Source organism: Pseudomonas sp. NY15364 (assembly GCF_048068235.1).
Taxonomy (GTDB): domain Bacteria; phylum Pseudomonadota; class Gammaproteobacteria; order Pseudomonadales; family Pseudomonadaceae; genus Aquipseudomonas; species Aquipseudomonas mendocina_D.
In genome coordinates, this window is sequence record NZ_JBLUPX010000029.1 from 1 (window position 1) to 23573 (window position 23573).

Sequence of the window (23573 nt, forward strand, 5' to 3'; positions counted from 1 at the left end):
ATCGCCGTGAGGATCGCAGTTATCCGCGAGCGGTCAAACCCAAGCCGTCCAAGTATCCGACCAGAAATAAAAATGCCAGTCAGCTTAACTGACTGGCATTAGCCCGAAGGCGGCTTTCTGTCTGGCATCAAGCCTGCGGGCGCATGTGCGGGAACAGGATGACGTCACGGATCGACGGCGAGTTGGTCAGCAACATCACCAGGCGGTCGATGCCGATGCCCTCACCAGCGGTAGGCGGCATACCGTACTCCAGAGCGCGGACGAAGTCGGCGTCGTAGTGCATGGCTTCGTCGTCACCGGCGTCTTTCTCGGCCACCTGGGCCAGGAAGCGTTCAGCCTGGTCTTCGGCGTCATTGAGCTCGGAGTAGGCGTTGGCGATCTCGCGGCCACCGATGAACAGCTCGAAGCGGTCGGTGACGTTGGGGTTCTGGTCGTTGCGGCGGGCCAGCGGCGATACCTCGAACGGATACTCGGTAATGAAGTGCGGCTGCTCCAGCTTGCTCTCCACCAGCTCTTCGAAAATCATCACCTGCAGCTTGCCCAGGCCTTCATGGCCGAGCACTTTGGCGCCGGCCTTCTTGGCGATGGCGCGGGCCTTGTCTACATCCTGCAGGTCGGCAGCGGTCAGTTCGGGGTTGTACTTGAGGATCGAATCGAACACCGACAGACGCGCGAACGGCTCGCCGAAGTGGAACACCTTGTCGCCGTACGGCACGTCGGTGCTACCGAGAACAGCCTGAGCCAGCTCGCGGAACAGCTCCTCGGTCAGGTCCATGTTGTCTTCGTAGTCGGCGTAGGCCTGGTAGAACTCGAGCATGGTGAACTCGGGGTTGTGCCGGGTCGAGACGCCTTCGTTACGGAAGTTGCGGTTGATCTCGAAGACCTTTTCAAAACCACCGACCACCAGACGCTTGAGGTACAGCTCCGGCGCGATGCGCAGGAACATGGCCATGTCCAACGCGTTGTGGTGGGTCTCGAACGGTTTGGCCGCAGCACCGCCAGGGATGGTCTGCAGCATCGGTGTTTCCACCTCGAGGAAGTCACGCTCGGCAAGGAACTTGCGGATATGAGCGATGACCTGCGAACGCACCCGGAAGGTGTCACGCACTTCTTCGTTGACGATCAGGTCGACGTAGCGCTGGCGATAGCGCTGTTCGGTATCGGTCAGGCCGTGGTGCTTGTCCGGCAGCGGACGCAGCGATTTGGTCAGCAGACGTACGCTGGTCATCTCGACGTACAGGTCGCCCTTGCCAGAACGGGCCAGGGTACCTTCGGCGGCGATGATGTCGCCCATGTCCCAGGTCTTGACCGCTGCCAGGGTTTCTTCCGGCAAGGTCTTGCGGTTGACGTAGACCTGGATACGGCCAGTCATGTCCTGAATGACCATGAAAGCGCCACGATTGAGCATGATGCGCCCGGCAACCTTGACCGGAATGGCAGCGGCTTCCAGTTCTTCCTTGGTCTTGTCGACATACTGTTTCTGCAGGTCGGCGCAGTAGTTGTCGCGGCGGAAGTCGTTGGGGAAGGCGTTACCCTGCTCACGGATGGCAGCAAGCTTTTCCTTGCGCAGTGCAATCAGCTTGTTTTCTTCCTGTTGCAGTTCGTTCTGGTCGCGTTGTTGGTCGCTCATGGTCGTTTTATCTGCCTGGCGTGTATATGCAAATGGGGTTTGGCAGGAGCCAGCTGGTCGCGAAGAGCATCGCCAGCACGCCGACTCCTAAAGGATTGCGGTTAAAGGCCCTGCTTGAGGCTGGCCTCGAGATAGCCGTCGAGGTCGCCATCGAGGACTTTCTGGCAGTCGCTACGCTCGACGCCGGTACGCAGGTCCTTGATGCGCGAGTCATCGAGCACGTAGGAGCGGATCTGATGACCCCAGCCGATATCGGACTTGCTGTCTTCCAGCGCCTGCGAAGCCGCGTTGCGCTTTTGCATCTCCAGCTCGTACAACTTGGCCCGCAGCATCTTCATGGCGGTGTCCTTGTTGGCGTGCTGGGAGCGTTCGTTCTGACACGCGACCACGGTGTTGGTCGGCACGTGGGTGATACGCACCGCCGAGTCGGTGGTGTTGACGTGCTGACCACCGGCGCCGGAGGAGCGGTAGGTGTCGATGCGCAGGTCGGCCGGGTTGATCTCGATCTCGACCTTGTCGTCGATCTCGGGCGAGACGAACACTGCCGAGAACGAGGTGTGGCGACGCGCGCCGGAGTCGAACGGGCTCTTGCGCACCAGGCGGTGCACGCCGCTCTCGGTGCGCAGCCAGCCGAAGGCATATTCGCCCTTGATGTGCACGGTGGCACCCTTGATGCCGGCGACTTCACCCTCGGACAGTTCGATGATGGTGGCGTCAAAGCCGCGCTTGTCGGCCCAGCGCAGGTACATGCGCAGGAGGATGTTGGCCCAGTCCTGCGCCTCGGTGCCGCCGGAACCGGCCTGGATGTCCAGGTAGCAGTTGTTCGGGTCCATCTCGCCGCTGAACATGCGGCGGAATTCCAGCTTCTCGAGGATTTCGCGCAGGCGGTCGACTTCGGCGGCGATATCGTTCACGGCGCCTTCGTCGTTTTCTTCGGCAGCCATTTCCAGCAGGTCTTTGGAATCGGCCAGGCTGCCGGTGAGGTCGTCGATGGTTTCGACGATCTGCGCCAGCATGGCGCGCTCACGGCCCAGCGCTTGCGCGTACTCGGGCTTGTTCCAGACGCTGGCGTCTTCCAGTTCGCGGTTTACTTCGACCAGACGATCATGCTTGTGATCGTAGTCAAAGATACCCCCGAATTGACTGGGTTCGCTCGGACAGGTCCTTGATGGCGTTGAGGATCGGATTGATTTCCATGGTAGTCGGCGCTCGCGGCAAATCGGACGGAAAAGCCGGCGATTATACCCGAGCCAGCCCAGGCTGGCAGCCCACTATCGGCAGGTGATCACAGCTCAATGGATCAACGGCGCACTATACTGGTCACACAGCCGATTGCAGTGGCCTACTCGGGAATCAAAACATGCCCCCAGCGCAAAGCATGCGTAGCCATATCGCCCTCTTCGTTGCCCTTCTGGTCTGCGCCCTCAGCTGGCTTCTGGGCACACTGATCGGCCAGTACACCAGCCAGCAGATTCGCGAGGACGTGGGCCGCAACATGGCCGAGGTGTCCTATGCAATGGTTGATCGCCTGGATCGCGACATGGCCTCGCGCGCTGCGGTGCTGAAGGTGCTCGGCAACCTGCAGGCGTTGCGTCAGCCCGATGACATCGCCGAGGTGCGGCGCCTGCTCGACAGCCTGCAGAAGGAAATCCCCAGCATCGCCTGGATCGGCTTCACCGACCCGCACGGCCTGGTGCTGGCCTCCAGCAACGGCATATTGGAAAACGTCAGCATTGCGCAGAGGCCGGTCTATCTGGAGGGGCGCAACGGACTGTTCATCGGTGACGTGCATGAAGCGGTACTGCTGGCCAAGCTGCTGCCCAACCCAAGCGGCGAAGCGATGAAATTCGTCGACATCAGCCTGCCGATCTTCGCCAGCGACGGCAGCCTGGCCGGCGTTTTGGCCAGCCACCTGTCCTGGGCCTGGGCCGACGAGGTGCGCGAGTCGATTCTCGGCCCGAGCCAGGACCGACATCTGGTCGAATTCTTCGTCATTGGTCAGGATCGCGGCATCCTGCTTGGCCCGCAGGAAATGATCGGCCAGAAACTGGAGCTTCCGGCACTGGAAGGGCTGAAACCTGGACAAAGTCGCTGGCAAGTGCAGCAGTGGCCAGACGGTAACGACTACCTCACCGGCCTGACCCTGAGCCAGGGCCATCAGGACTACCCAGGGCTAGGCTGGACAGTGGTGGCGCGGCAATCGCTCGAGGTCGCCGATGCCCCTGCGCAGAACCTGCTGCAAAGCATCTTGCTCTGGGGCAGCGGCCTGGCACTGGTATTCGCGGTGATCGGCTGGTTGGTCAGCAGCTACTTCACCCGGCCACTGCGCGACATCGCTAACGCAGCAGACCGTCTCAGCGCGGGTGAAATCACCGAAATCCCCGAGCTGCGGGGTAGCCGTGAAATTCATCAGCTGAGTCAATCCATCCGTCACCTGGTGGAAAGCCTGACCCTGCAGCAGACCGCGCTGGGCATGATGGAAAGCCTCGCTCACCACGACGCGCTAACCGGCCTGCCCAACCGCATGGCGCTGGAGAAATTTCTGCCTCAGGCCCAACAACGAAGCCGCCTGCAGCATGGATGCCTGGCCCTGCTCTATCTCGACCTCGATGGTTTCAAACCAGTCAATGACACCCATGGCCATATAGCAGGGGATCATCTGCTACGAGAGGTAGCCCAACGTCTGCGCGGCTGCCTGCGTGACGGCGACATGGTCTCGCGCCTGGGCGGCGACGAGTTTCTCATGGTGCTGCAAGTGCCGGGACAGGATGCACAGCATCACGCCCACCAGGTGGCCGAGCGCGTGATCACTGCACTCGGCCAGCCGGTACTGCTGGAAGTCGGCGAGGTGCGCATCGGCTGCAGCGTCGGCGGAGCACTCTGGCCTGAGGACCACATCGAGCTCAGCGTCGTCCTGCAACTGGCTGACGAGGCGCTGTACAAAGCCAAAAACGGTGGGCGTAATCGCGCGATATTCCACAGCAGCCAGGAAACCAGCCTCAGCTGAGCGCGGGCTCGGTTACCCGGGTCGCCTGTCGTTGCGGCTGCGCGTCCTCGTTGATCAACTGCGCTGCCTTCTCGGCGATCATCAATACCGGCGAGCAGGTGTTGCCCGAGGTGATGCTCGGCATGATCGACGCATCGACCACGCGCAAGCCGGCGATGCCATGCACGCGCAAGCGGGCATCGACCACGGCCTCACGCCCCTGCCCCATCGCACAGGTACCCACCGGGTGGAAGATGGTGGTGCCGATCTCGCCTGCCGCACGCTGCAGATCCTCCTCGCTGCGATAGTCCGGGCCGGGCTTGTACTCCTGAGGTCGGTAACCGGCCAATGCCGGTGCAGCGACGATACGCCGGGTCAGGCGAATGGCGTCGGCGGCCACACGCAGATCCCGCTCGTCACTGAGGTAGTTGGGGCGAATCAGCGGGGCGACGCTGGCATCGACCGAGGCGATTTCGACGCTACCACGGCTGTGCGGGCGCAGGTTGCACACCGAGGCGGTGAACGCCGGGAAGTCGTGCAAGGGCTCACCAAAGCGCTCCAGTGACAAGGGTTGAACGTGATACTGCAGGTTGGCGCGCGCCTGCCCGGGGTCGGACTTGGCGAAGGCGCCAAGCTGGCTGGGCGCCATCGACAGCGGCCCGCTGCGCTTGAGCAGGTATTCCAGGCCCATGCCCAGCTTGCCCCAGGGCATGGCCGCGATGCGATTGAGCGTCTTCACGCCCTCCACCTGATAGATCAAGCGCAACTGCAGGTGATCCTGCAGGTTGCTGCCAACACCTGGCAGCTCGTGCCTGACGCCGATGCCCAGCTTTTCCAGTAGCGGCCTTGGGCCGATGCCGGAGCGCTGCAGCAAGGCCGGCGAGCCGATGGCGCCAGCACACAGGATGATCTCGCGACGCGCCGCAACGCGCAGCGCACGGCCCTGACAACGCAGGTGCAGCGCACTGGCGCGCCCGTCCTCCAGCTCCAGACGCTCGGCCTCGGCGCCAGTCAGTACCTGCAGATTAGGGCGCTGGCGGATATCTCGTAGAAACGCCTTGGAAGCATTCCAGCGCACGCCACGTTTCTGGTTGACCTGAAAGTAACTGCAGCCTTCGTTGTCTCCACCGTTGAAATCTTCGACGCTGGCAATGCCACTTTGCGCCGCGGCACCACGGAAGGCTTCGAGAATTTCCCAGGACAGACGCTGACGCTCGACCCGCCACTCGCCATCACCACCGTGCAGTTCGCTGGTGCCGGAAAAATGATTCTCCGAGCGTTTGAACAACGGCAACACATCACGCCAGGCCCAACCCGGATTGCCCGCGGCGGCCCAGCCATCGTAGTCGGCAGCCTGGCCGCGCATGTAGATCATGCCGTTGATCGAGGAGCTGCCGCCGAGCACACGGCCACGCGGGTATTTCAGCGAGCGGCCCTGCAGGCCGGGATCGGCCTCGGTGTTGTAGCACCAGTCAGTGCGCGGATTGCCGATGCAGTAGAGATAGCCGACCGGGATATGAATCCAGGGATAGTTGTCGCGCCCACCCGCCTCGATCAGCAACACGCTGACGCCAGGGTCGGCGGAAAGCCGATTGGCCAGCAGGCAGCCGGCCGGGCCGGCGCCGACGATCAGATAGTCATAGGCATCCGATGGCGCTTGCGACATAAGCATCCTCGCGTGTCGTTCTTGTCATTGGCCAACAGCCTAAAACAAGCCGGGCGCGAGGATGAATGATCTTTTGGTCTGAGGCGGCGCGTCAGACGCGCTGCGCCTCGATACGCACCTGAGCTTCCAGCTCGCTCTTCAGTGCAGGTGCCAGCTGTAGCTGACGCGCCAGTTCTTCGAGGTAAGCGCGCTCCATGAAGTGCTCTTCGTCGACCATCAGCACGCTGGCCAGGTACATTTCGGCGGCCATTTCCGGGGTCGTTGCGGCGCGTGCCACATCGGCAGGATCCAGCGGCTTGTTCAGTTCGGTGTGCAGCCAGGTCTGCAGTTCGCCGTCCTGCGCGAGCTTGCCCAACTCCTCTTCGATCAACTGACGCTCACGCTCATCGACATGACCATCGGCCTTGGCCGCCGCCACCAGTGCCTTGAGAATGGCGCGGCTGTGCTGCTCGACTTGCGGCGCCGGCAAACGATCCAGGGTTTGCGGCTCGACCGGCTGCGCACCACCCTGCTGGGCTTGCTGCGCCTGCCAGTTGCCATAGGCCTTGTACGCCATCACGCCGAGCGCGGCCAGACCACCATAGGTCAGCGCCTTGCCGCCCATCTTTCGCGCCTTCTTGCTGCCCAGCAGCAGGCCGACCGCACCGGCCGCCAACGCGCCGCCACCGGCGCCCGAGAGCAGACTGCCCAGGCCTCCGCCAGAGAGCAGACCGCCTAGACCGCCTGCCTGCTGCCCCAGAGGGCTCTTCGCCGCAGGTTTTTGCATGGCCTGCTGGCCGGCCTTGAGCAGTTGGTCGAGCAGATTACTGGTGTTCATCACGAACTCTCCTGAAAAATAGGCACCGGAACATCCGACCCCGGAAAGCACCGGGAAATCCCGTGGCTCTTCAACCGACAGCGGTTGAACGGACGTGAATTTCTAGCAGAGTTCGCCCCAACCAGCCGGGCATATTGGTAACGCCGAATTTCATAACCGTCGCACTCAGCGCGGGGCGATGTGCGCCACCATCAGTTGCACGGTTTCATTGCCACGAAACTCGTTGAGGTCGAGTTTGTACGCCACTTCGGCCCAACGCAGCGTCGGATTGGGCCAGACCTCGCGATCGATGTTGAAGGCGATACCGTCGAGTTGCACGCTGCCGCACTCGGTCTTGAGTACAAGCTTCAGGTGACGCTCACCGACGATGCGCTGATTGACGATCTGAAACACGCCATGGAACAGCGGTTCGGGAAAATGCTGCCCCCAGGGCCCGGCGTTGCGCAGAGCGCGGGCCAGTTCCAGGTGGAACTCAGTGGCATCGAGCTGCCCGTCTGAGAGCAGGCGGCCAGTCAGGTCGTCCTCGCACAACTGGCGCCGTACCTCGGCGTCGAAGGCGACGGCGAAGGCGCCGAAATTCTCCTGCGGCAGCGACATCCCGGCAGCCATGGCATGCCCGCCGAACTTGCTGATCAGCCCCGGATGACGCGCCGCCACGGCGTCCAGCGCATCGCGGATATGCAGCCCCGGCACCGAACGCGCCGAGCCCTTGAGCATGCCCTCGCCAGCATCGGCGAAGGCGATGGCCGGACGGTGATAGCGCTCTTTCAGGCGCGAAGCGAGGATGCCGATCACGCCCTGGTGCCAGTCCGGCTCGAACAGGCACAAGCCGAATGGCATGTCGTCCAGTGACAGGTCCTTGAGCTGGGCCAGCGCCTCGCGCTGCATGCCCTGCTCGATGGCCTTGCGATCCTGGTTGAGCTGGTCGAGCTGCACCGCCATATCGCGGGCCAGCGCCTCATCGTCGCAGAGCAGGCATTCGATGCCGAGGCTCATGTCATCCAGGCGCCCGGCCGCATTCAGCCGAGGGCCGAGGATGAAACCGAGATCAGTGGAGGTGATACGCCGATGATCGCGCCCGGCTACTTCGAGAATCGCCCGCAGGCCCGGCCTTGCCCGGCCGGCACGAATGCGCGCCAGGCCCTGGTGCACCAGGATGCGGTTGTTGGCATCCAGCGGTACCACGTCGGCGACACTGCCCAGCGCCACCAAGTCGAGCAGCTCGCCCAGATTCGGCTCCTGCCGGCTGGCAAACCAGCCGATCTCGCGCAGCCGCGCGCGCAGCGCCAACAGCACATAGAACATCACGCCGACACCAGCCATGGCCTTGCTCGGAAACTCGCAACCCGGCTGATTGGGGTTGACGATGGCATCGGCCGCCGGCAGCTCCGGCCCAGGCAGGTGGTGGTCGGTGACCAGCACCTTGAGCCCTGCGGCCTTGGCGGCCGCCACACCGTCGACGCTGGAGATGCCGTTGTCGACGGTGAGCAACAAGTCGGGCTGGCGCTCAAGCGCCACGGCGACGATCTCCGGGGTCAGGCCGTAGCCATACTCGAAACGATTCGGCACCAGGTAATCCACATGCGCCGCGCCGAGCAGGCGCAGGCCGAGTACACCGACCGAGCTGGCAGTGGCACCATCGGCATCGAAGTCACCGACGATAAGAATGCGCTGACGCTGCTCAAGCGCCTGCACCAGCAGTTCGACCGCGGCGTCGATGCCCTTGAGCTGCCGGTACGGGATCAGCCGCGCCAGCCCCTTGTCCAGCTCCTCGGCAGACTGCACACCGCGGGCGGCGTAGAGACGGGTCAGCAAAGGCGGCAGATTGCCCAGGTCAGGCAGTTGTGCGGGTAAGGGACGGGCTTCGATACGCATCTTGGGTCTTTTCATGTAGGGCGGGTGCAACCCGCCACAGGTGATCTGGCGGGTTACACCCGCCCTACAGCATCAGATTTCGTGGGGTGGACGACGCTTCATCCGTCCACCTTGCGCACGCGTAGGGTGGACGAAAACAGCGTCGTCCACCCTACGCAGATCGCAGATTCAACGCTCGCCAGCGAGCCACTCAATAGGAATCTCGTGCTGACCGCGCTCGTCGGTGACGAACAACTCGCCATCGCTGATCATGACGCTCCAGTTCAGCGAACGCGGCATGTCCAGCGCCAGGTCGGCCAGCGCCTCCTGGCCGAGAGCGACCACGTTGATGTTCTTCAGGCTGCGCACCGGGTCCAGGCACTTGCCCTGCCACACGCGCAGGTTGCCGTAGGCCACCAGGCTGAATTTTTCGGTACGCCGCGAGCACCAGGTGATGCGCTCGCTGTCGGGCTGGCCGACTTCGATCCAGTGCAGCACGCGATCGTCCAGGCTCTTTTCCCACAGCGCCGGCTCGTCAACGTCCGACAGGCCGCGACCGAACGTCAGTTGCTCGTGGTAGAACAGCGCATAGGCAATCAGCCGCGCGGCCAGGCGCTCTTCGGTCTCGGACGGGTGGCGAGCGACGGTGAAACGCAGGTTTTCATAAACGCTGCGATCCATGTCGGTGAGGTTCAGTTCGATCTTGTAGGTGGTCGATGGCAGGGCCATGGCGGGCTTCTTGGCTGGTCGAAAGAGCGCAAGTCTAACGCGAATGCATGGCCCACGCCGACCTTCAACAGGTCATACGGCAGATAACGATCCAGCGCCAGCGCCGCCAGGCTGTAGCTCTTGCCGGTAACGGGCGGGCCGGAAATCTGGCTCAGCGGATGGTGTGCAGCATTGGCCAGCGCCTGGCACTGGGCAGCGCTGAGCTGCGCCGGCAGGCGCTGCGGCCTGCTGGTCGAGCCTGCCGTCTGCACAGGAGGTGTTTCGCCGAGCAGCTGCAACAAGGCCGGCGACAGTACCTCGGCATCCTGCAGCAGTTGCAGCTCATGGGCGATGCCACGGCTACCGCTGCCGCGCGGCACCAGGGCGACGAAGGCACCGGCCTGCAGCGACAGGCTGCGGCGACGCTGAGCCTTGGCCAAGGTCTCGACATCTGCCAATTGCGGGAAACTCGCCGCTTCACTGACGTCACCCACCTGCGTATTGCGCTCTACCCAGGCCAGCAACTGCCCCAGGGAGGCATCATCGAGCGGGCCTGTCGGCAGCGGCAGTCCGTCGAGGCTATCACTGCCGTTCTCATCGAACAGACGGCGCAGCAAGCGCCAATTGCCATGGGCGCGCTGCACGTCGATGGCGAGCATCTGGCTCTGCCCGTCGGCCGTTGCCTGCAGGCTGGCCTCGTAATAGAACAGCGGGCCGCAAATCGTCTGCGCGGCACCGGTTTCCAGTTGCAGCCGGCCACAGACCGGCAGCACGCCGTAGAGCAGTTGCAGCTCGCGTTGATACAGCGCCTGCGCCTCGGCCAGACTGCGGCCCAGTTCGGCCGCCAATGGCAGCAACGGCAAGCCTCCGCTGGCCAATTCCTCACGCCCATCGAGCCAGGCCCAGCGATTGGCGGGCAGCTTGCTCAGGTTGTCCAGATCCAGGTCGCGACTGTCGGCCAGGTAGCAGCTGCGATAGAAGCCGAGCAGCTGGCGGGCGTGAGGGTGAGCCATCAGTTACCTGCGTAGCGCGCCCAGAGTGCTTCGAATTCACGGCCATAGGCCGCGACCAGCTGCGGATGATCGATCACCAGCAGGTTTTCCTCGTTGCTGGTGGTGGCGCTGCGCGTCCAGTTGAAGCTGCCGTTGAGCAGCAGGCGCCCGTCGAACAGGGCGAACTTGTGATGCATGTGGAAGGGTCCGGCATCGATGCGCAGCGGCACGCCCTTGTCGCGCAGCCACTGGATATCGCTGCCCTCGTCGAACTGCTTTTCGTTGTCGGTGATCACCCGCACGGCAATGCCGCGTTGATGGCAGGCAAGCACCTCCTCGCTGAGCTGATCGTCGGAGATGGTGTAGACGCAAATCTCCACGCTCTTGCGCGCCTGGCGGCAAAGCTCGCGGATCTTGCGCCGGCAACTCTCGCCCGGGCTGAAGTGAGCGCTGGCATGTTCCACGCGCGGCGCGCTACCGACGCTGTCGAGGGTCTTGATCACCTGTTCCAGCCATTTCAGCGCCGGCTCGACGTTTTCCGCTTCGCGCATCAACTCGCGGGCCAGGGCGAAGGCGCGGTTGCGCATGAAGCGCACCTGATCGGCGCTCAGTTCGCTACCCAGTTGACGCAGTTCGTCGCGCTCCTCATTGCTCAGGCGCAGGTCGGCCAGGCTGTCGCGCAGTTGCTGGTCGAGGCGATTGAAGTCCATGAAAAATCCCTTTTATCGATGACTACGACGGCTTAATGCAGCGTAGAGAACGCCGCAAAAAGCCCCCGCCAGGTGGTATTCGAAAGAAACGCCAGCACGCGGCAGCAGCCCGAAGAACCAGCCGCCGTAGAGGAAGAACACCAGCACAGCTAACAGCAGATCGAGCAGGCTGCGCTCAAACCAGGCGCGTGCCAGGAGCAGCCCCCATAAACCGAACAGCCAGCCACTGGCCCCGACATGCAGGCCGGTACGACCGAACAGCCAGACCAGCACGCCACTGCCGATGATGATAAAGGCGCTGGCGAAGAAGAAATCGCGGCGCGAGCGCAGCAGCACCAGGCTGCCGAGCACCAGCAGACCGCTGAGGTTGCTCAGCAGATGCGCCCAGCTGCCATGCAGCCAGGGCGCGAGGAGAATGCCGGGCAGCGCCTCGATATGCCGAGGCAACAGTCCCCAGACATTCAGGGCGCCCCCGAGGGCGCCATTGAACAGTTGCACCAGCAGCATCGCGCCGCTGATCACCAACAGCGGACGCAACTCGATCAGCCAGCCTCGCCTCACGGCGCCCCGTTATCCGAGGCGTCGCTGCGCTGCTCCTGGCCCAGCAGCGTGCCAAGGTCACGCAGTTGGGTGGAGATTTCCAGCATGCGGTTATGGGTGCGCAAATCGATGTCGATCTTCTTGTCCATCGCCTTGATCAGCGGCAGAAAGCTGTTTTCCAGGCTATCGGCCAGGTTCTCGAGCAATTTTTGCGTGCCCGGTTGCGGCGGCGCGATCACCTCCACCTGCGGGCGCAGTTTACCGAGGCTATCCAGCCCGGCCAGCAGTTGCTCCCAGGGAATACCCGGCGCTTCGCTGGCCGGCGTCTTGCCGGCCCCCAGACCGCGCACGCTCTCGACCAGGTCGTTGAGCTGCGCTACCACGCGTCCTCCAACGTCCGTATCGCTGCCGCCCATGGCCTTGTTACGCAGGAATTCACGCTTGATCTGCGTCCAGCGCTCAGCCTGCTCCGGTGTCATGTTGCCACGCAGCTCGGCGAGCTTGAGCAGGTTCTCTTCCGCGCCGGTGGTGAGCAACTGCGACTCGCCCTGATAATGGTCGGCGATCAACTGCAGCAACTCGGTATCGTTCATCACCGGGCTGGTCTTCTCGGCCATCTTGTTCATGTTGCGGTAGCTGCCCTGCAACTTGAACGGTGGCTCGGTGCGGTAACTGTCGGCCTGCGCGGCGCTGACGATGTACTGCTGGTTGACCCGGCCGACCACGTCGCGAATCTGCATCAGGCGCTGCAGGGTCGAGGTGATCTCGTTGATCTCGGCGGCGCTGTAGGTGTGGCTCAGCTCATTGGCCGAGAACGGCTTGCCCTCGGCCTTGGCAACGAAGCGATAGACGTCGGCCATGTCGCGGGTGGCCAGCGGCGCCAGCACCGGGTTGGAAGTCAGACCGTTCTCGATGTAGCTCAGCGCGAAGGCTTCCTGCATGCCGCCCAGGGTGTCACCGAGGTTGTAGATGTCGGCGCGGTTGGCGAGCATGTCGGGGATTTTGAACACGTCGCCGGACTCGGTGTACGGGTTGCCGCTCATCACCACGCAGAATTTCTTGCCGCGCATGTCGTAGGTCTTGGTCTTGCCCTTCCACACCCCCTCAATGCGCCGGGTGCCGTCGCACAGCGAGATGAATTTCTGCAGGAATTCAGGGTGGGTGTGCTGGATGTCGTCGACGTAGAGCATCACGTTGTTGCCCATCTCCAGCGCCAGGTTGAGCTTTTCAAGCTCCTGGCGCGAAGTGGCATCTGGCGCCTGCGCCGGGTCGATGGAGCGCACTTCGTGGCCGAGCGCCGGGCCGTTGATCTTCATGAAGATCAACCCCAGGCGATGCGCCACGTACTCCATCAGCGTGGTCTTGCCGTAACCGGGCGGCGAGATGAGCATCAGCAGGCCCATCAGGTCGGTGCGCTTGTTCTCGCCAGCGGTGCCCATCTGCTTGGCCAGGTTGTCGCCGATAAAGCCCAGGTATACGTCGTTGATCAACTTGTTGCGCACGAACGACGACAGCGGCCGCGGCTTGAACTCGCTCAGGCGCAGGGCCTGACGTTCGCGGTTGATCACTTCCTGGCGCAGCGCCTGGTAGCGCTGCAATTGCGGCACGAAGTGGCCACGGTGCTGCTCGAGGCGGGCGAAGTAGTCGTCAATGGCCAGCACCAGGGCGCCATCCTGCACGCGCGGATGATCGCCGAGCAGCCCACTGACGGTGAAACGCAGGTCGACCTCGGTGAAGCGTCGTGGGAACTCATCGTCCAGCATGCTGATGGCCACGGCTTCGGGAATGTATTCGGCCAGCTCGGCCAGCGCTTCATCCTGCGCACACAGACCATCGATCCAGGTCTGCGCCAGCGACCAGCGCTGCACCGGGCGGCCGCGCAGGTTGTTCAGCGCCTCGCGGTAGTCGTCCCAGACATGGCTGGCTTGCATGCGCTGCTGCAGGCTATCGAGCAGCTGCCGGGCGTACTTGCTGAAGGTGAACTCGATTGGCTTGGCCGCCAGCTCCTCGACCAGGTAGGCGGCTGCCGCCTGGCGCTGAGCGGTGTCCACGGCCAACGGGTGCTGAGCGAGGAAACGTTGCATCGCTGCCGCGATCTCCTCCTGCAAGCGCAGTACGCCATCCTCACTGCCGAACATCTGTCGCAGGTGTAGGCTGCTGCGTGCGCGCTCGGGCCATAGCTCGGCCTCGATGTCCTGCCCCCAGCGGTTCCAGAACAGCGCGGCGAAACCCCGCGCGGCTGGCGCGTAGCGCAGCAGTCCGGCGCTTTCGCGCAGTGGCAGCAACTGGATCAGGATCAGTGCCGCATCGTGGTCGTGGATGCCCTTCTCGTAAGCATCCTTGTAGCGCGGCGCAGCGAAGTCGCGGATCAGCCGGGTCAGGTCATCCGGCTGCGCCAGGTGGGTCTTGAGCAAGTCCAGGGTCAGGCCTTCACGCCCGCCCAGAGCCGCGTCCAGCACCAGCCCCGCCAGGTATTCAGCGCGGTACAGCGCGGAGGACTCGGACTCCAGCGAGACCTGCCAGTAATCGCGCAGGCCTTCCAGCGTCTCGTCGCGCAGCGGTTCTAAGAAATCGGTACCGGTCAGGTGCAGATACAGTGCATCGCCGCGCGGCATCAGGGTCAGGTCGAGTTCCTGAGTGTTGACGCTGAAGCGGTGACGCGGCCCGAGCTTGATGACGTTGCCGCCCTCTTCGAACAGCTCGCTCTTGTCGCGCAGGGCACGTACCGCCTGGTCGCGTGCAGCCTTCAGACGCGCTTCGACGTCATCAGCCTTGACGCTGTCCTTGAGCTCACGCAGGCGCTCGGCCATCTCGCGCAGCTTGAGGATCAACGGGTCAGCGGCGAAGAAGGCGTTGAGCTCTTCCATCTGAGTCAGGCGTGCGGTGCGCCGGACGAGGCTGTCGAGGATGCGCTGGGCAGCATCGAGCACGCCCTGGGCGCGGCGCTGACGCTCGTCGAGCAGGCTCTGCTTGTGCGCCTCGAAGGTTTCCAGCAGCTCTTCGCGCTTGCCGAGGATATCGCTGAGGAACTGCTCCTGATCACCGAACTGGCTTTCCAGTTCTTCCAGCTGCACCAGCAGACGCGACAGCTGTTCGTCGCACTTCTCCGGGTCCTGGGCCAGCGCCAGGGCGTTGGTGATGCCCTGGCCGAACAGTTTGAACTGAGCGCCGAACTGCGCCACCGTCTCGGCCGAGCCCAGGCCCTTGCGCCGTTGCTCGGCACGCGCCTTGGCCTGATTGAGCCGGGCATATACCTCGGAAATCGATTCGACGATGGCGGTACGCTGGGTGGCGTCATCGATCTTCAGCGACGCCATCAGGCTCGACAGCATGTCCAAGTTGCCGGCCATCTCCTGCATCTCGACCAGCGGTTCATTGAGCTGGGTGACGGTATCGGCCTTCTGTGCCAGGCCGTCTAGCTCACCGAGGCGCAGTACATAGGGTTGCAGCGCCGCATCACTGGCGAGGAAGGTCGAGGTAGCGCCGGCCACGCGCTCCTGCGCTTCGAGCAGTTCAGTTTCCATGGCGTCGATACGCGCCACGTCGATATAGCGGTAGTCGCGGATGGTCAGCAACTGGCCGCGCTGCGCGGTGATGGTATTGAGCGCCTCGACGAAATGCTGCACCTCGTCCCAGCTGTCGACCAGCAGACCGGAGAGCAGGCTCTTCTGCCGCGACTCGGCCTCGGCCATGGCCCGGCTGGACTGCTGGCGAATACTCTCGACCTTCTCGAACTCATCCAATACCAGCTCGGAAGTAGAAGCCACTTCGCGCAGCAGCGGCGCCAGCTCGGCGCACTGGGCGTCGCCCAGCCAGTGGTAGATGTCGAACAGCCGGCGAGTGTTCTGGCATAGCTGGGTGTAACGCGCCACCGACACTTCGCGACTGTCGATCTCGCGACTGAGGTTGAGCAGATCGGACACACCACGCACCAGTTCGGCATTGCCGATGCGCCCGAAGAAACCGCTGCGCGCCGGCTGGCGAGCTGCGTAGTCCTCGCTCTCGAACGGCGTCTGCCAGATCTGCATCGGATGGATGCGGGTCGGCTCGCTGCCCTCGGCGGAGAAGATCACCATGCGCCCGTCTTCCAGGCGCGCATAGCCGTGACCGAAGATCGGGTTGTGCAACTGGCGATTGATCATGTTGTAGGTGAACAGCGCCGCGCGGCCTTCTTCCGGGTGGTAGAAGATGTACTGCACGTCTTCGCCGTTGGGCGAGCGCACCGAGCGTTTGAAGCGCATGCCGCCCATGGGCTGTTCGAAGGTCTTGTACTCGCCGCTCTGCAGGTAGTAGCCGCCGGGGAAGATGATGCCGTGGTCTTCCGGCAGCTGCACGCAGGCCAGGCCGATGGCGTCGATACGCTCGACCTGATTGGTCAGGCTGTTGAATACCAGGTAGCGCCACTGCTCCTCGCGGTACGGCAGGATCTTCAGCAGGATCAGGCTGCCCAGGCGGGCGTATTCGATCTGCGCGTCGTCCAGCGACTGGGTCTTGTCGACCACGGCTTCACGGTAGATACCCTGGCCATCCTGGGTGTTGTTCTCGACCTTGATGGTGAGGTCGCCACCGATGGTCTCGACGAACACGGTGTCGAGAATGTTCATGTGCGGATGGCGGCCGCTGACCACCATCTCGCGGGTGGTCTTCTGCCACTCGAAGTCGAACGGCGCTGGCAGCGCGATATCGCGCTCGCCGCGGTTGTCGATGTAGCGGACGTCCTTGCCGTCGGTGGAGATCGACCAGCGGAACACGCGGATGTCGCTGATCCGCTCGCCGATCTGGAAACTCGCCAGCAGCTTGCCGTCGCGGATGGCCAGTTGCAGCAGGCGGGTGTTCTTGTAGTAGGTGTACAGCTCGTTGAAGTCGGCGACAAAGCTGGCTTGAGCCAGGAAGCTGCCATCCAGCGGCACCGACTCGGCATCGAAGCCGTCAGGGGTTTCCACCAGGCGGTAGAGGGAGAACACGTCGGCGACGCTGGTTTCCTTCTTCAGCCCCAGGAACACGTTGTAGCCGAATAGCAGGCATTCACCGACCTGGACGATATCGCGGGCGATGCAGTTGTTCTCGGTGCGGATACGCACCCGACCGATAGCCTCCATGGCGCTGCTGCCGAACTCGGCCAGACGCTGACCATTGAGCGTCTCGGTCAAACTGCGCAGGCGCTGGCCCTGCTCCTGCAGGCGCCGCTGCAGCACCTCGTAGGCACCGCCTTCGGCGACAGCCTTGTCCAATACGTCCTGTGTTTGTGCGTCCGACATCGTGTTCTTCCTGGATATTCGGCATCGAGCACCCTCGCCCGATCAGCAGGGCAAGGGTCTGGAAAATGCGTGGAAGGTTCGCGGCTAAAGCCCCTCCCACAAGGCTCGGCATGCTGTGGCCGGTAGGGTGGACAACGCTCTTTTTGTCCGCCGCTCGTGTCGCCAGTGGTGGGCTGAAGCCCACCCTACAGGCAACGCGCTCAGGCCTGATCAGGCTCTGCGCTTGGCGCTGCCACCGGCGCTGCGGGCGCCGCCTTGCCGGCCAGCAAGCGCGACAGCACGTCCTGCACCACCGGGCTCTTGCCCACCACACCTTCGATGGCCTTGCCCACCGACAGCGACTTGGCGAAGGAGTTGAAGAAATCGCCTTCGCCACCGACGATCTCGATCTTCGCCTTGGCCAGCGCGGTAGCCAGCACCTCGGCCTGATCCTTGGCGATGTCCTTGTTCGCAGCGATGGCGGCCATGGCCTCCTCGAAGCTCTTCTCCAGCTGCATGCGGAACTCTTCGTGCTGGCGGGCGTTGTCGCTGAGCGAATCCAGCGCGCCGAACTTCTTGCCCAGACCTTCCGCTTCGGCGTTCAGACGCTCCAGCAGTACCTGCGCTTCGGCCATGCCCAGATCCTGAGTGGCCTTGGCCTTGGCGGTGCCAAGTTGCTCTTCGCCGCGCGCCTGGGCGCCGAGTTTCTCTTCCAGTACCTTGGCGTCGGCCAGGCCGTCTTTTTCCTTGGCAGCTGCTTGCGCTTCGGTGACACGCGCTTGCGCCAGCCCCTTCTCCTGTTCGCCCTTGGCTTCGGCGATCAGGCGCTCGGCCTGCACGCGAGCCTCGGCCAGGCCTTCCTTCTCCTTGGCGGCAGCGGTGACTTCACGCACACGCGCATCGGCCAGGCCAGGGGCGGCGCGCTCGGCTTCGATACCTTCAGCCAGTTTCTTCTTGGCTTCGGCGCTCTTGGCGGCTGCTTCCAGTTCGGCCTGGGCCAGGTTGTTGATTTCCACTGCCTTGTGCTTGGAACGGGTTTCGTCGGCTTCGGCCTGCTTGACCTGGCGCACCAGCTCCTGCTCGGCTTCGGCCTGGGCGTTGAGCACGGTGACCTGCTTCAAGCGCTCGGCCTCGGACACTTCACGCACTTCCTTGATGCGCTCTTCTTCCTGCGCCACGGTCTTCTCGACCGCAACACGCTCGCGCACCACGGCAGCGATGTTCTTGCGCTCTTCTTCCAGCGCCTTTTCCTTCTCGATGCGCTGCAGCTCGACCTCGCGCTCGCGGGAGACCACTTCCAGGTCCTTGGCGCGGGTAACCTTTTCCACTTCGATGACCACGGCACGCTGACGGTTCTGCTGCGCCACTTCCACTTCGCGCTGGTGATTCTCGGCGCGGATGTCCAGCTCTTGCTGGGTCTGGATGCGGGCCTGCTCGGCCTTCAGGCGCTCTTCCTCGCGTACCTTGAGGGTTTCTGCTTCCTCACGGGCACGGATGGTCTCGATCTCGCGCTTCTGCCGCGCTTCGGCATCGGCCTGCTGACGCTCCAGCGAGAGGGTCGCTTCGCGGGTTTCGACGTTCTTCTTCTTGATCGCCAGCTCTTCGTTGCGCTCCAGTTCGTTGGTGATGACGTTCTGCGCAGCGGTCAGCTCAGTGATCTTGCGGATACCTTCGGCATCGAGAATGTTGCTCGGGTCCAGCGAGTGCTTGGCCGTCTGCTCCAGGTAATCGATAGCCACGTCTTCGAGCACGTAACCGTTCAGATCATTGCCAATCACTTCGACGATACGATCACGGAAGTCCTGACGATTCTCGAACAGCTGGACGAAATCGAACTGCTTGCCGACAGTCTTCAGCGCCTCGGAGAACTTGGCGTTGAACAGTTCGTTGACCGCCGCACGGTCGGAGGCACGCTCCACGCCAATGGCCTTGGCCACCTTGAGCACGTCTTCCTGGGTCTCGTTGACACGCAGGTAGAAGGCCACGGTGATATCGGCACGCATGTTGTCGCGGCAGATCAGACCATCCTTGGCGCGGCGGTCGACTTCCAGGGTAATCAGGGAGATCTTCATGAACTCCTTGAGGTGGATCACCGGGTATACCAGCGAGCCGGTGAAGTGCACCTTGGGTGTCGAGCTCATGTCGTTGACGATCAGCGCCGTGCCTTGCGGAACCTTGATGTAGAAGGCCTTGAACAAGGCGATCAGGGCAATGATGAAGAGGACGACCAGCCCTGCCCCGACGATGAAGGGAATGACGTTTTCCATTACAGCTCTACTCCTTTGCTAGTTGTGCAGGCAGGTTCGGCCACACCTAGGCTGCCTACCCTCTGTTACGTACGGATTGTCGGCAGAGGCTAGACGCCTCGAAATTCTTCTTCGGTAATGATGCGGTAGGCGTGCTCGGCCGCCAGATATTCCAGCAGTACCACTCGGTCGCCACGCTTGAAGCCCAGCGTCTCGTCGGCGCGTACGCGCAGAATCAGCCCGGCGCCGCCGTCCTCCAGCACCGCCTCGCCGTGGTTGGCGGTGACCCGGCCGCTGCGCACCACCGCTACCTGGCCCAGCACCGATTTGCTGCTGATCGCCTCGACCTTGTGAAACAGCGGTCTTAGCGGCCGGCAGATCGCTGCGCATAGCGGCGCAGCAATAATGAAGGCGCCAGCGATGACCACCAGCCCCAGCGGGTAGCGCAGAATGCCCAGCGGCAGATGGCGCAGCAGCCACAGTTCGATGAAATAGCAAATGAACCAGCCGAAGAAGAACAGCAGCGTCAGCACCAGCGTGACCGGCACACCGTCGAGCTTGAGCTTATAGAGCAGGCCGGCGAGGCCTTCGGTCTGGCCGCTGCCTTCCATCATCGAATCTGCCTCGACGTCGAGCAAATCGACCTCGAGCAGACCGGCGGCGACGACCAACCAGTAGATGACCGCCACGCACAGCAGGAAGCTGTAGATGGCGGTGGGGAATGACAGAGCTGTCTGCAGGAAGAGTTCCATTTTTTCCTTTCCCTAAAGTAGGGAAACGGGGCGCGAACGCCCCGCATCATTCAAGCCTTGGACTTGTCCTTCAGCCTGGCCAGCACGCTGTCGGCGCTGGCGTTGTCGGCCTTGATGCCGGCAGCACGCAGTTTGGCTTCCAGCGAATCGTCCGGCGCGCTGGTGGCAGCCAGTTCAGCCGAAGCCTCCATCCTCGCCGCACGCTCGGCCTGCTTCTGCTTGATGCGCTCGAGCGACTCGACCGCCGTCTGCAGCTTGGCTTGCGAGCCACCGTAGCGCTGAGCCACAGCCATTTGCGCCTTCTGCACGCTTTCGGTGGCCTTGACCGTATCCACCTGCTGCTTGAGGCGCTTTATGTTGCCCTCGGCCTGGGTCACGGCCTTGCGCAGCTGGGCTACGCTGGCGGCGAAGCCTTCAGCCTGCTCACGTTCGCTGGCCTGCTCGATTTCCAGGTTGGCGATCTTCTCAGCGACTTCCTTGGCCAGGGTTTCGTTGCCTGCATCCAGTGCCTTCAGCGCGTACTGTTCGTACTCGGCAATGCTCGCCGCGCTCTTGTTCACCTTGTCGCTGGCCAGCTTCTGCTTGGCCATGATCTCGGCCAGCGCTTCCTTGGACTTGCGCAGCTCGACATCAGCGTCGCGGATTTCCTGATCGAGGATACGCAGGGCCTGACTATCGACCACCGCCTCACCCACTTCATTGGCACCGCCACGCAGCGCCGTCAGCATTTTGCTCCAGACATTCATCGTCTTCTCTCCTCTCAGGCGCCGGACTTGAGGAAGCCTTCATAGGCTTCGGTGGCTTTGATCACGTTGTCCGCCAGCAACTCGATTTCGAACACCACATCGGACAAGGTCGAGGACGAGCTCAACGCGCCGAACATGGTGTAGCAATCGCGCCCGTCGACCATTTTCTCCAGGCCGATGGACGACAGCGGGAACAACTTGTGGGTACGCAGTACCTCTTCGTTGAAGCTCGCCGCATCCTTGACGTCCGCCGCCGGCCAAAGCAGCGCCTCAACGATGATCTGCTCACCGAATACAGCGATGAACAACGGCAGGTCGCCGTACTCACGCATGGTGATGTGCAGGCTGGCATCGGCACCTTGAATCAGTTCGATACTGGCCTGAGCGCTTTGGAACAGTTCCGTTGCCGCCAGCGCTTCATGCAGCGCCTGGGCGGTCCAAACTTGAGGCATGCTCATACCCTCCCCCTTCTCCATCGAAGCCAGCAGCGACTGTGGCTGGCGCAGTTTGCGCTCGAACGCGACCAACAACGGCGCATGCTCGGGCAAGATCCAGACTTCCTTCTTGACCAACCCCTGCTCACGCAGACGCTGACGATAAAGACGCTGGTAATGGGCTGATGATTTGTTGTCCATGAGACGCAGACTAGACCCTTACATGTGAACATGTAAAGAACTCACATGTGATAAATGTGATGCCGTTCGTCAGACGAGCGCGCAGGCGTCATCCTTGGCGCAAGGCAACCGAAAAGCGGGCTGGAATGGGAAGAAGAGAGGCAGGCACCTGGGCTCATCCATGATTCGGCTAAAACGCATCCATTCGCGAAGTGTCGAATTAAACCCCAGGTACCTTCGTTGCGCACGCAAAAAAGCGCTAACCGGGTCTCAGTTATGACCGCCAACCCGAGAGACAGACAGTGCCATGAATGAACTCCCACCCGCAGTACGCCAGCTCGTGCATGCAGGCCAACGTCAGGCCGCCATCGACCTGCTGAGCGAATACCTGGCCAACGATCAGCAGGAAGCCTAACGTCGCATCGATCAATACCTGGAAGACGATCCACCCGTGCATCTGCGCGGCGCAGGCGTCGTGCGAGCCAGTCGCCTGAACGCACTGATCTGGCTGATCCTGATCATTCTGATGGCGCTGCTGGCACTGATCTTCGCCCTCTGAGCCAGCCACAAACGAAACCGGCGCCACAAGGGCGCCGGTTTCATCGAAGCAGAACACCTCAGAGCGGTTTGCCGCGATTACCGTGAGCCGCGACGAATTGCTGCACGGTCTTCAGGTCATTGGCCAGCACCGTGCAGCGCTCCTCGCGCTGGAACAGATCGGTCAGGTGCGCCGGCAATGCAGGCACCGCATCGATGCCGGCCTTTTCCACCGCCTCGGGGAATTTGACCGGATGCGCGGTACCCAGCACCACCATCGGCGTCGCCAGACTGCGACGGCACTCACGCGCGGCGCGCACACCGATGGCGGTGTGCGGATCGAGCAGCTCGCCGCACTCCTTGTAGACCTCGGTGATGGTTTCGCAGGTCTGCTCGTCATCCACCGCCAGCGAATCGAACAGCTTGCGCGCTTCGGTCCAGCGATCTTCGTCGACACTGAAACCGCCGCCCTGCTTGAAGCTGTCCATCAGGCTGGCGATGGCGGCACCGTTGCGACCGTGCAGGTCGAACAGCAGGCGCTCGAAGTTGGACGAGACCATGATGTCCATGGACGGCGAGAGGGTCGGGTGCAGGGTTTCCTTGACGTACTGGTTGCCGCTCATGAAGCGGTGCAGGATGTCATTGCGGTTGGTGGCGACGATCAGTTGGCTGACCGGCAGGCCCATGTTGCGCGCCAGGTAGCCGGCGAAGATGTCGCCGAAGTTGCCGGTCGGCACCGAAAAGGCGATGGAACGCGCCGGGCCGCCGAGCTGCAGCGCAGCGTGGAAGTAGTAGACGATCTGGGCCATGATCCGCGCCCAGTTGATCGAGTTGACCGCCACCAGGCGGGTGCCCTTGAGGAAGCCCTGGTCGGCGAAGCTGGCCTTGACCATCTCCTGGCAGTCGTCGAAGTTGCCTTCGATGGCGATGTTGTGGATGTTCTCACCGAGAATGGTGGTCATCTGCCGGCGCTGCACCTCGGACACGCGGTTGTGCGGGTGCATGATGAAGATGTCGACGTTGTCGCAGGCCTTGCAGCCTTCGATGGCCGCCGAGCCGGTGTCGCCACTGGTGGCGCCCATGATCACCACGCGCTCGCCGCGCTTGGCCAGTACGTGATCGAGCAGGCGGCCGAGCAGTTGCAGGGCGAAATCCTTGAACGCCAGGGTCGGGCCGTGGAACAGCTCCAACACCCACTCGTTGCCATTGAGCTGACGCAGCGGCGCCACGGCGTTGTGCTCGAACACACCGTAGGTTTCTTCGAGAATCTTTTTGAAGTCGGCATCAGCGATGGAGCCGGCAACGAACGGACGCATCACCCGGAAAGCCAGCTCGTGATACGGCAGACCGGCCCAGGAAGCGATTTCCTCGACGGTGAAACGCGGCAGATTTTCCGGCACATAGAGTCCGCCGTCGCTGGCCAGGCCAGCCAGCAGCACGTCTTCGAAATTCAGGGCCGGCGCCTGGCCGCGGGTACTGATATAGCGCATGGGATAAACCTTCGTTCGACTGCACCCGCAGGCCTGCGCCTGCGGGTG

16 protein-coding genes are annotated in these 23573 nt (G+C 62.9%); 1 reads left to right on the forward strand and 15 read right to left on the reverse strand.

What is annotated here, in order from left to right; translation table 11 throughout:
- Positions 1–127 precede the first annotated feature (127 nt).
- Positions 128–1630 (reverse strand): lysine--tRNA ligase, encoded by a 1503-nt coding sequence (lysS, locus tag ACNFCJ_RS19460; RefSeq protein ID WP_256833589.1) that lies wholly within the window; start codon positions 1628–1630, stop codon positions 128–130.
- Between the two features lie 101 nt (positions 1631–1731).
- Positions 1732–2827 (reverse strand): peptide chain release factor 2 gene (gene prfB / locus ACNFCJ_RS19465; protein ID WP_416773131.1). Its coding sequence is split into 2 segments (ribosomal slippage): positions 1732–2754 and positions 2756–2827, totalling 1095 coding nucleotides; the frame shifts between segments, so codons are not numbered across the junction.
- A gap of 163 nt (positions 2828–2990) precedes the next feature.
- Between prfB and ACNFCJ_RS19470 the strand changes: the two genes are divergently transcribed.
- Complete coding sequence (locus tag ACNFCJ_RS19470; RefSeq protein ID WP_416773132.1) at positions 2991–4637, forward strand: diguanylate cyclase domain-containing protein; 1647 nt, start codon at positions 2991–2993, stop codon at positions 4635–4637.
- Here the strand turns inward: ACNFCJ_RS19470 and ACNFCJ_RS19475 are convergent.
- The 13 genes from ACNFCJ_RS19475 to thrC all read right to left on the reverse strand — a co-directional run bounded on the left by ACNFCJ_RS19475 (position 4630) and on the right by thrC (position 23525).
- Positions 4630–6282, reverse strand: a complete 1653-nt coding sequence (locus ACNFCJ_RS19475) for a GMC family oxidoreductase (protein WP_416773134.1) — start codon at positions 6280–6282, stop codon at positions 4630–4632. The genes ACNFCJ_RS19470 and ACNFCJ_RS19475 overlap by 8 nt on opposite strands.
- Before the next feature lie 91 nt (positions 6283–6373).
- Positions 6374–7099 carry a tellurite resistance TerB family protein gene (locus ACNFCJ_RS19480; RefSeq protein WP_416773136.1) on the reverse strand — a complete coding sequence of 242 codons (726 nt, stop codon included), beginning with the start codon at positions 7097–7099 and terminating at the stop codon, positions 6374–6376.
- 165 nt (positions 7100–7264) lie between these two features.
- Complete coding sequence (gene recJ / locus ACNFCJ_RS19485) at positions 7265–8974, reverse strand: single-stranded-DNA-specific exonuclease RecJ (protein ID WP_343349361.1); 1710 nt, start codon at positions 8972–8974, stop codon at positions 7265–7267.
- A 168-nt stretch (positions 8975–9142) separates the two neighbouring features.
- Positions 9143–9682, reverse strand: a complete 540-nt coding sequence (locus ACNFCJ_RS19490) for a YaeQ family protein (protein ID WP_143505892.1) — start codon at positions 9680–9682, stop codon at positions 9143–9145.
- Complete coding sequence (locus tag ACNFCJ_RS19495) at positions 9646–10674, reverse strand: hypothetical protein (protein ID WP_416773138.1); 1029 nt, start codon at positions 10672–10674, stop codon at positions 9646–9648. The genes ACNFCJ_RS19490 and ACNFCJ_RS19495 overlap by 37 nt, the downstream gene beginning before the upstream one ends.
- Positions 10674–11363, reverse strand: coding sequence for a phospholipase D-like domain-containing protein (locus tag ACNFCJ_RS19500; protein WP_416773140.1), 690 nt, complete (start codon positions 11361–11363; stop codon positions 10674–10676). Before ACNFCJ_RS19500 ends, ACNFCJ_RS19495 begins: the two co-directional genes overlap by 1 nt.
- A 12-nt stretch (positions 11364–11375) precedes the next feature.
- Positions 11376–11924 (reverse strand): rhomboid family intramembrane serine protease, encoded by a 549-nt coding sequence (locus tag ACNFCJ_RS19505; RefSeq protein ID WP_143505896.1) that lies wholly within the window; start codon positions 11922–11924, stop codon positions 11376–11378.
- Positions 11921–17161, reverse strand: coding sequence for a DNA repair ATPase (locus ACNFCJ_RS19510; protein ID WP_416773142.1), 5241 nt, complete (start codon positions 17159–17161; stop codon positions 11921–11923). The genes ACNFCJ_RS19505 and ACNFCJ_RS19510 overlap by 4 nt, the downstream gene beginning before the upstream one ends.
- A gap of 200 nt (positions 17162–17361) precedes the next feature.
- Positions 17362–19407, reverse strand: coding sequence for a hypothetical protein (locus ACNFCJ_RS19515; RefSeq protein ID WP_416773144.1), 2046 nt, complete (start codon positions 19405–19407; stop codon positions 17362–17364).
- A gap of 89 nt (positions 19408–19496) precedes the next feature.
- Positions 19497–20138 carry a hypothetical protein gene (locus ACNFCJ_RS19520; RefSeq protein WP_416773146.1) on the reverse strand — a complete coding sequence of 214 codons (642 nt, stop codon included), beginning with the start codon at positions 20136–20138 and terminating at the stop codon, positions 19497–19499.
- 50 nt (positions 20139–20188) lie between these two features.
- Complete coding sequence (locus tag ACNFCJ_RS19525; RefSeq protein ID WP_416773147.1) at positions 20189–20884, reverse strand: PspA/IM30 family protein; 696 nt, start codon at positions 20882–20884, stop codon at positions 20189–20191.
- A 14-nt stretch (positions 20885–20898) separates the two neighbouring features.
- The gene (locus ACNFCJ_RS19530) at positions 20899–21519 is read right to left on the reverse strand and encodes a YjfI family protein (protein WP_416773149.1); all 621 of its coding nucleotides are present in this window, start codon (positions 21517–21519) and stop codon (positions 20899–20901) included.
- Positions 21520–22115: 596 nt separating this feature from the next.
- Positions 22116–23525 carry a threonine synthase gene (thrC, locus tag ACNFCJ_RS19535; RefSeq protein WP_416773151.1) on the reverse strand — a complete coding sequence of 470 codons (1410 nt, stop codon included), beginning with the start codon at positions 23523–23525 and terminating at the stop codon, positions 22116–22118.
- Between the last annotated feature and the right edge of the window lie 48 nt (positions 23526–23573).

Coding starts and splice junctions, on each gene's coding strand:
- lysS (WP_256833589.1), bottom strand. CDS start 1,630: ATGAGCGACCAACAACGCGACCAGAACGAACTGCAACAGGAAGAAAAC.
- ACNFCJ_RS19470 (WP_416773132.1), top strand. CDS start 2,991: ATGCCCCCAGCGCAAAGCATGCGTAGCCATATCGCCCTCTTCGTTGCC.
- ACNFCJ_RS19475 (WP_416773134.1), bottom strand. CDS start 6,282: ATGTCGCAAGCGCCATCGGATGCCTATGACTATCTGATCGTCGGCGCC.
- ACNFCJ_RS19480 (WP_416773136.1), bottom strand. CDS start 7,099: ATGAACACCAGTAATCTGCTCGACCAACTGCTCAAGGCCGGCCAGCAG.
- recJ (WP_343349361.1), bottom strand. CDS start 8,974: ATGCGTATCGAAGCCCGTCCCTTACCCGCACAACTGCCTGACCTGGGC.
- ACNFCJ_RS19490 (WP_143505892.1), bottom strand. CDS start 9,682: ATGGCCCTGCCATCGACCACCTACAAGATCGAACTGAACCTCACCGAC.
- ACNFCJ_RS19495 (WP_416773138.1), bottom strand. CDS start 10,674: ATGGCTCACCCTCACGCCCGCCAGCTGCTCGGCTTCTATCGCAGCTGC.
- ACNFCJ_RS19500 (WP_416773140.1), bottom strand. CDS start 11,363: ATGGACTTCAATCGCCTCGACCAGCAACTGCGCGACAGCCTGGCCGAC.
- ACNFCJ_RS19510 (WP_416773142.1), bottom strand. CDS start 17,161: ATGTCGGACGCACAAACACAGGACGTATTGGACAAGGCTGTCGCCGAA.
- ACNFCJ_RS19515 (WP_416773144.1), bottom strand. CDS start 19,407: ATGGAAAACGTCATTCCCTTCATCGTCGGGGCAGGGCTGGTCGTCCTC.
- ACNFCJ_RS19520 (WP_416773146.1), bottom strand. CDS start 20,138: ATGGAACTCTTCCTGCAGACAGCTCTGTCATTCCCCACCGCCATCTAC.
- ACNFCJ_RS19525 (WP_416773147.1), bottom strand. CDS start 20,884: ATGAATGTCTGGAGCAAAATGCTGACGGCGCTGCGTGGCGGTGCCAAT.
- ACNFCJ_RS19530 (WP_416773149.1), bottom strand. CDS start 21,519: ATGGACAACAAATCATCAGCCCATTACCAGCGTCTTTATCGTCAGCGT.
- thrC (WP_416773151.1), bottom strand. CDS start 23,525: ATGCGCTATATCAGTACCCGCGGCCAGGCGCCGGCCCTGAATTTCGAA.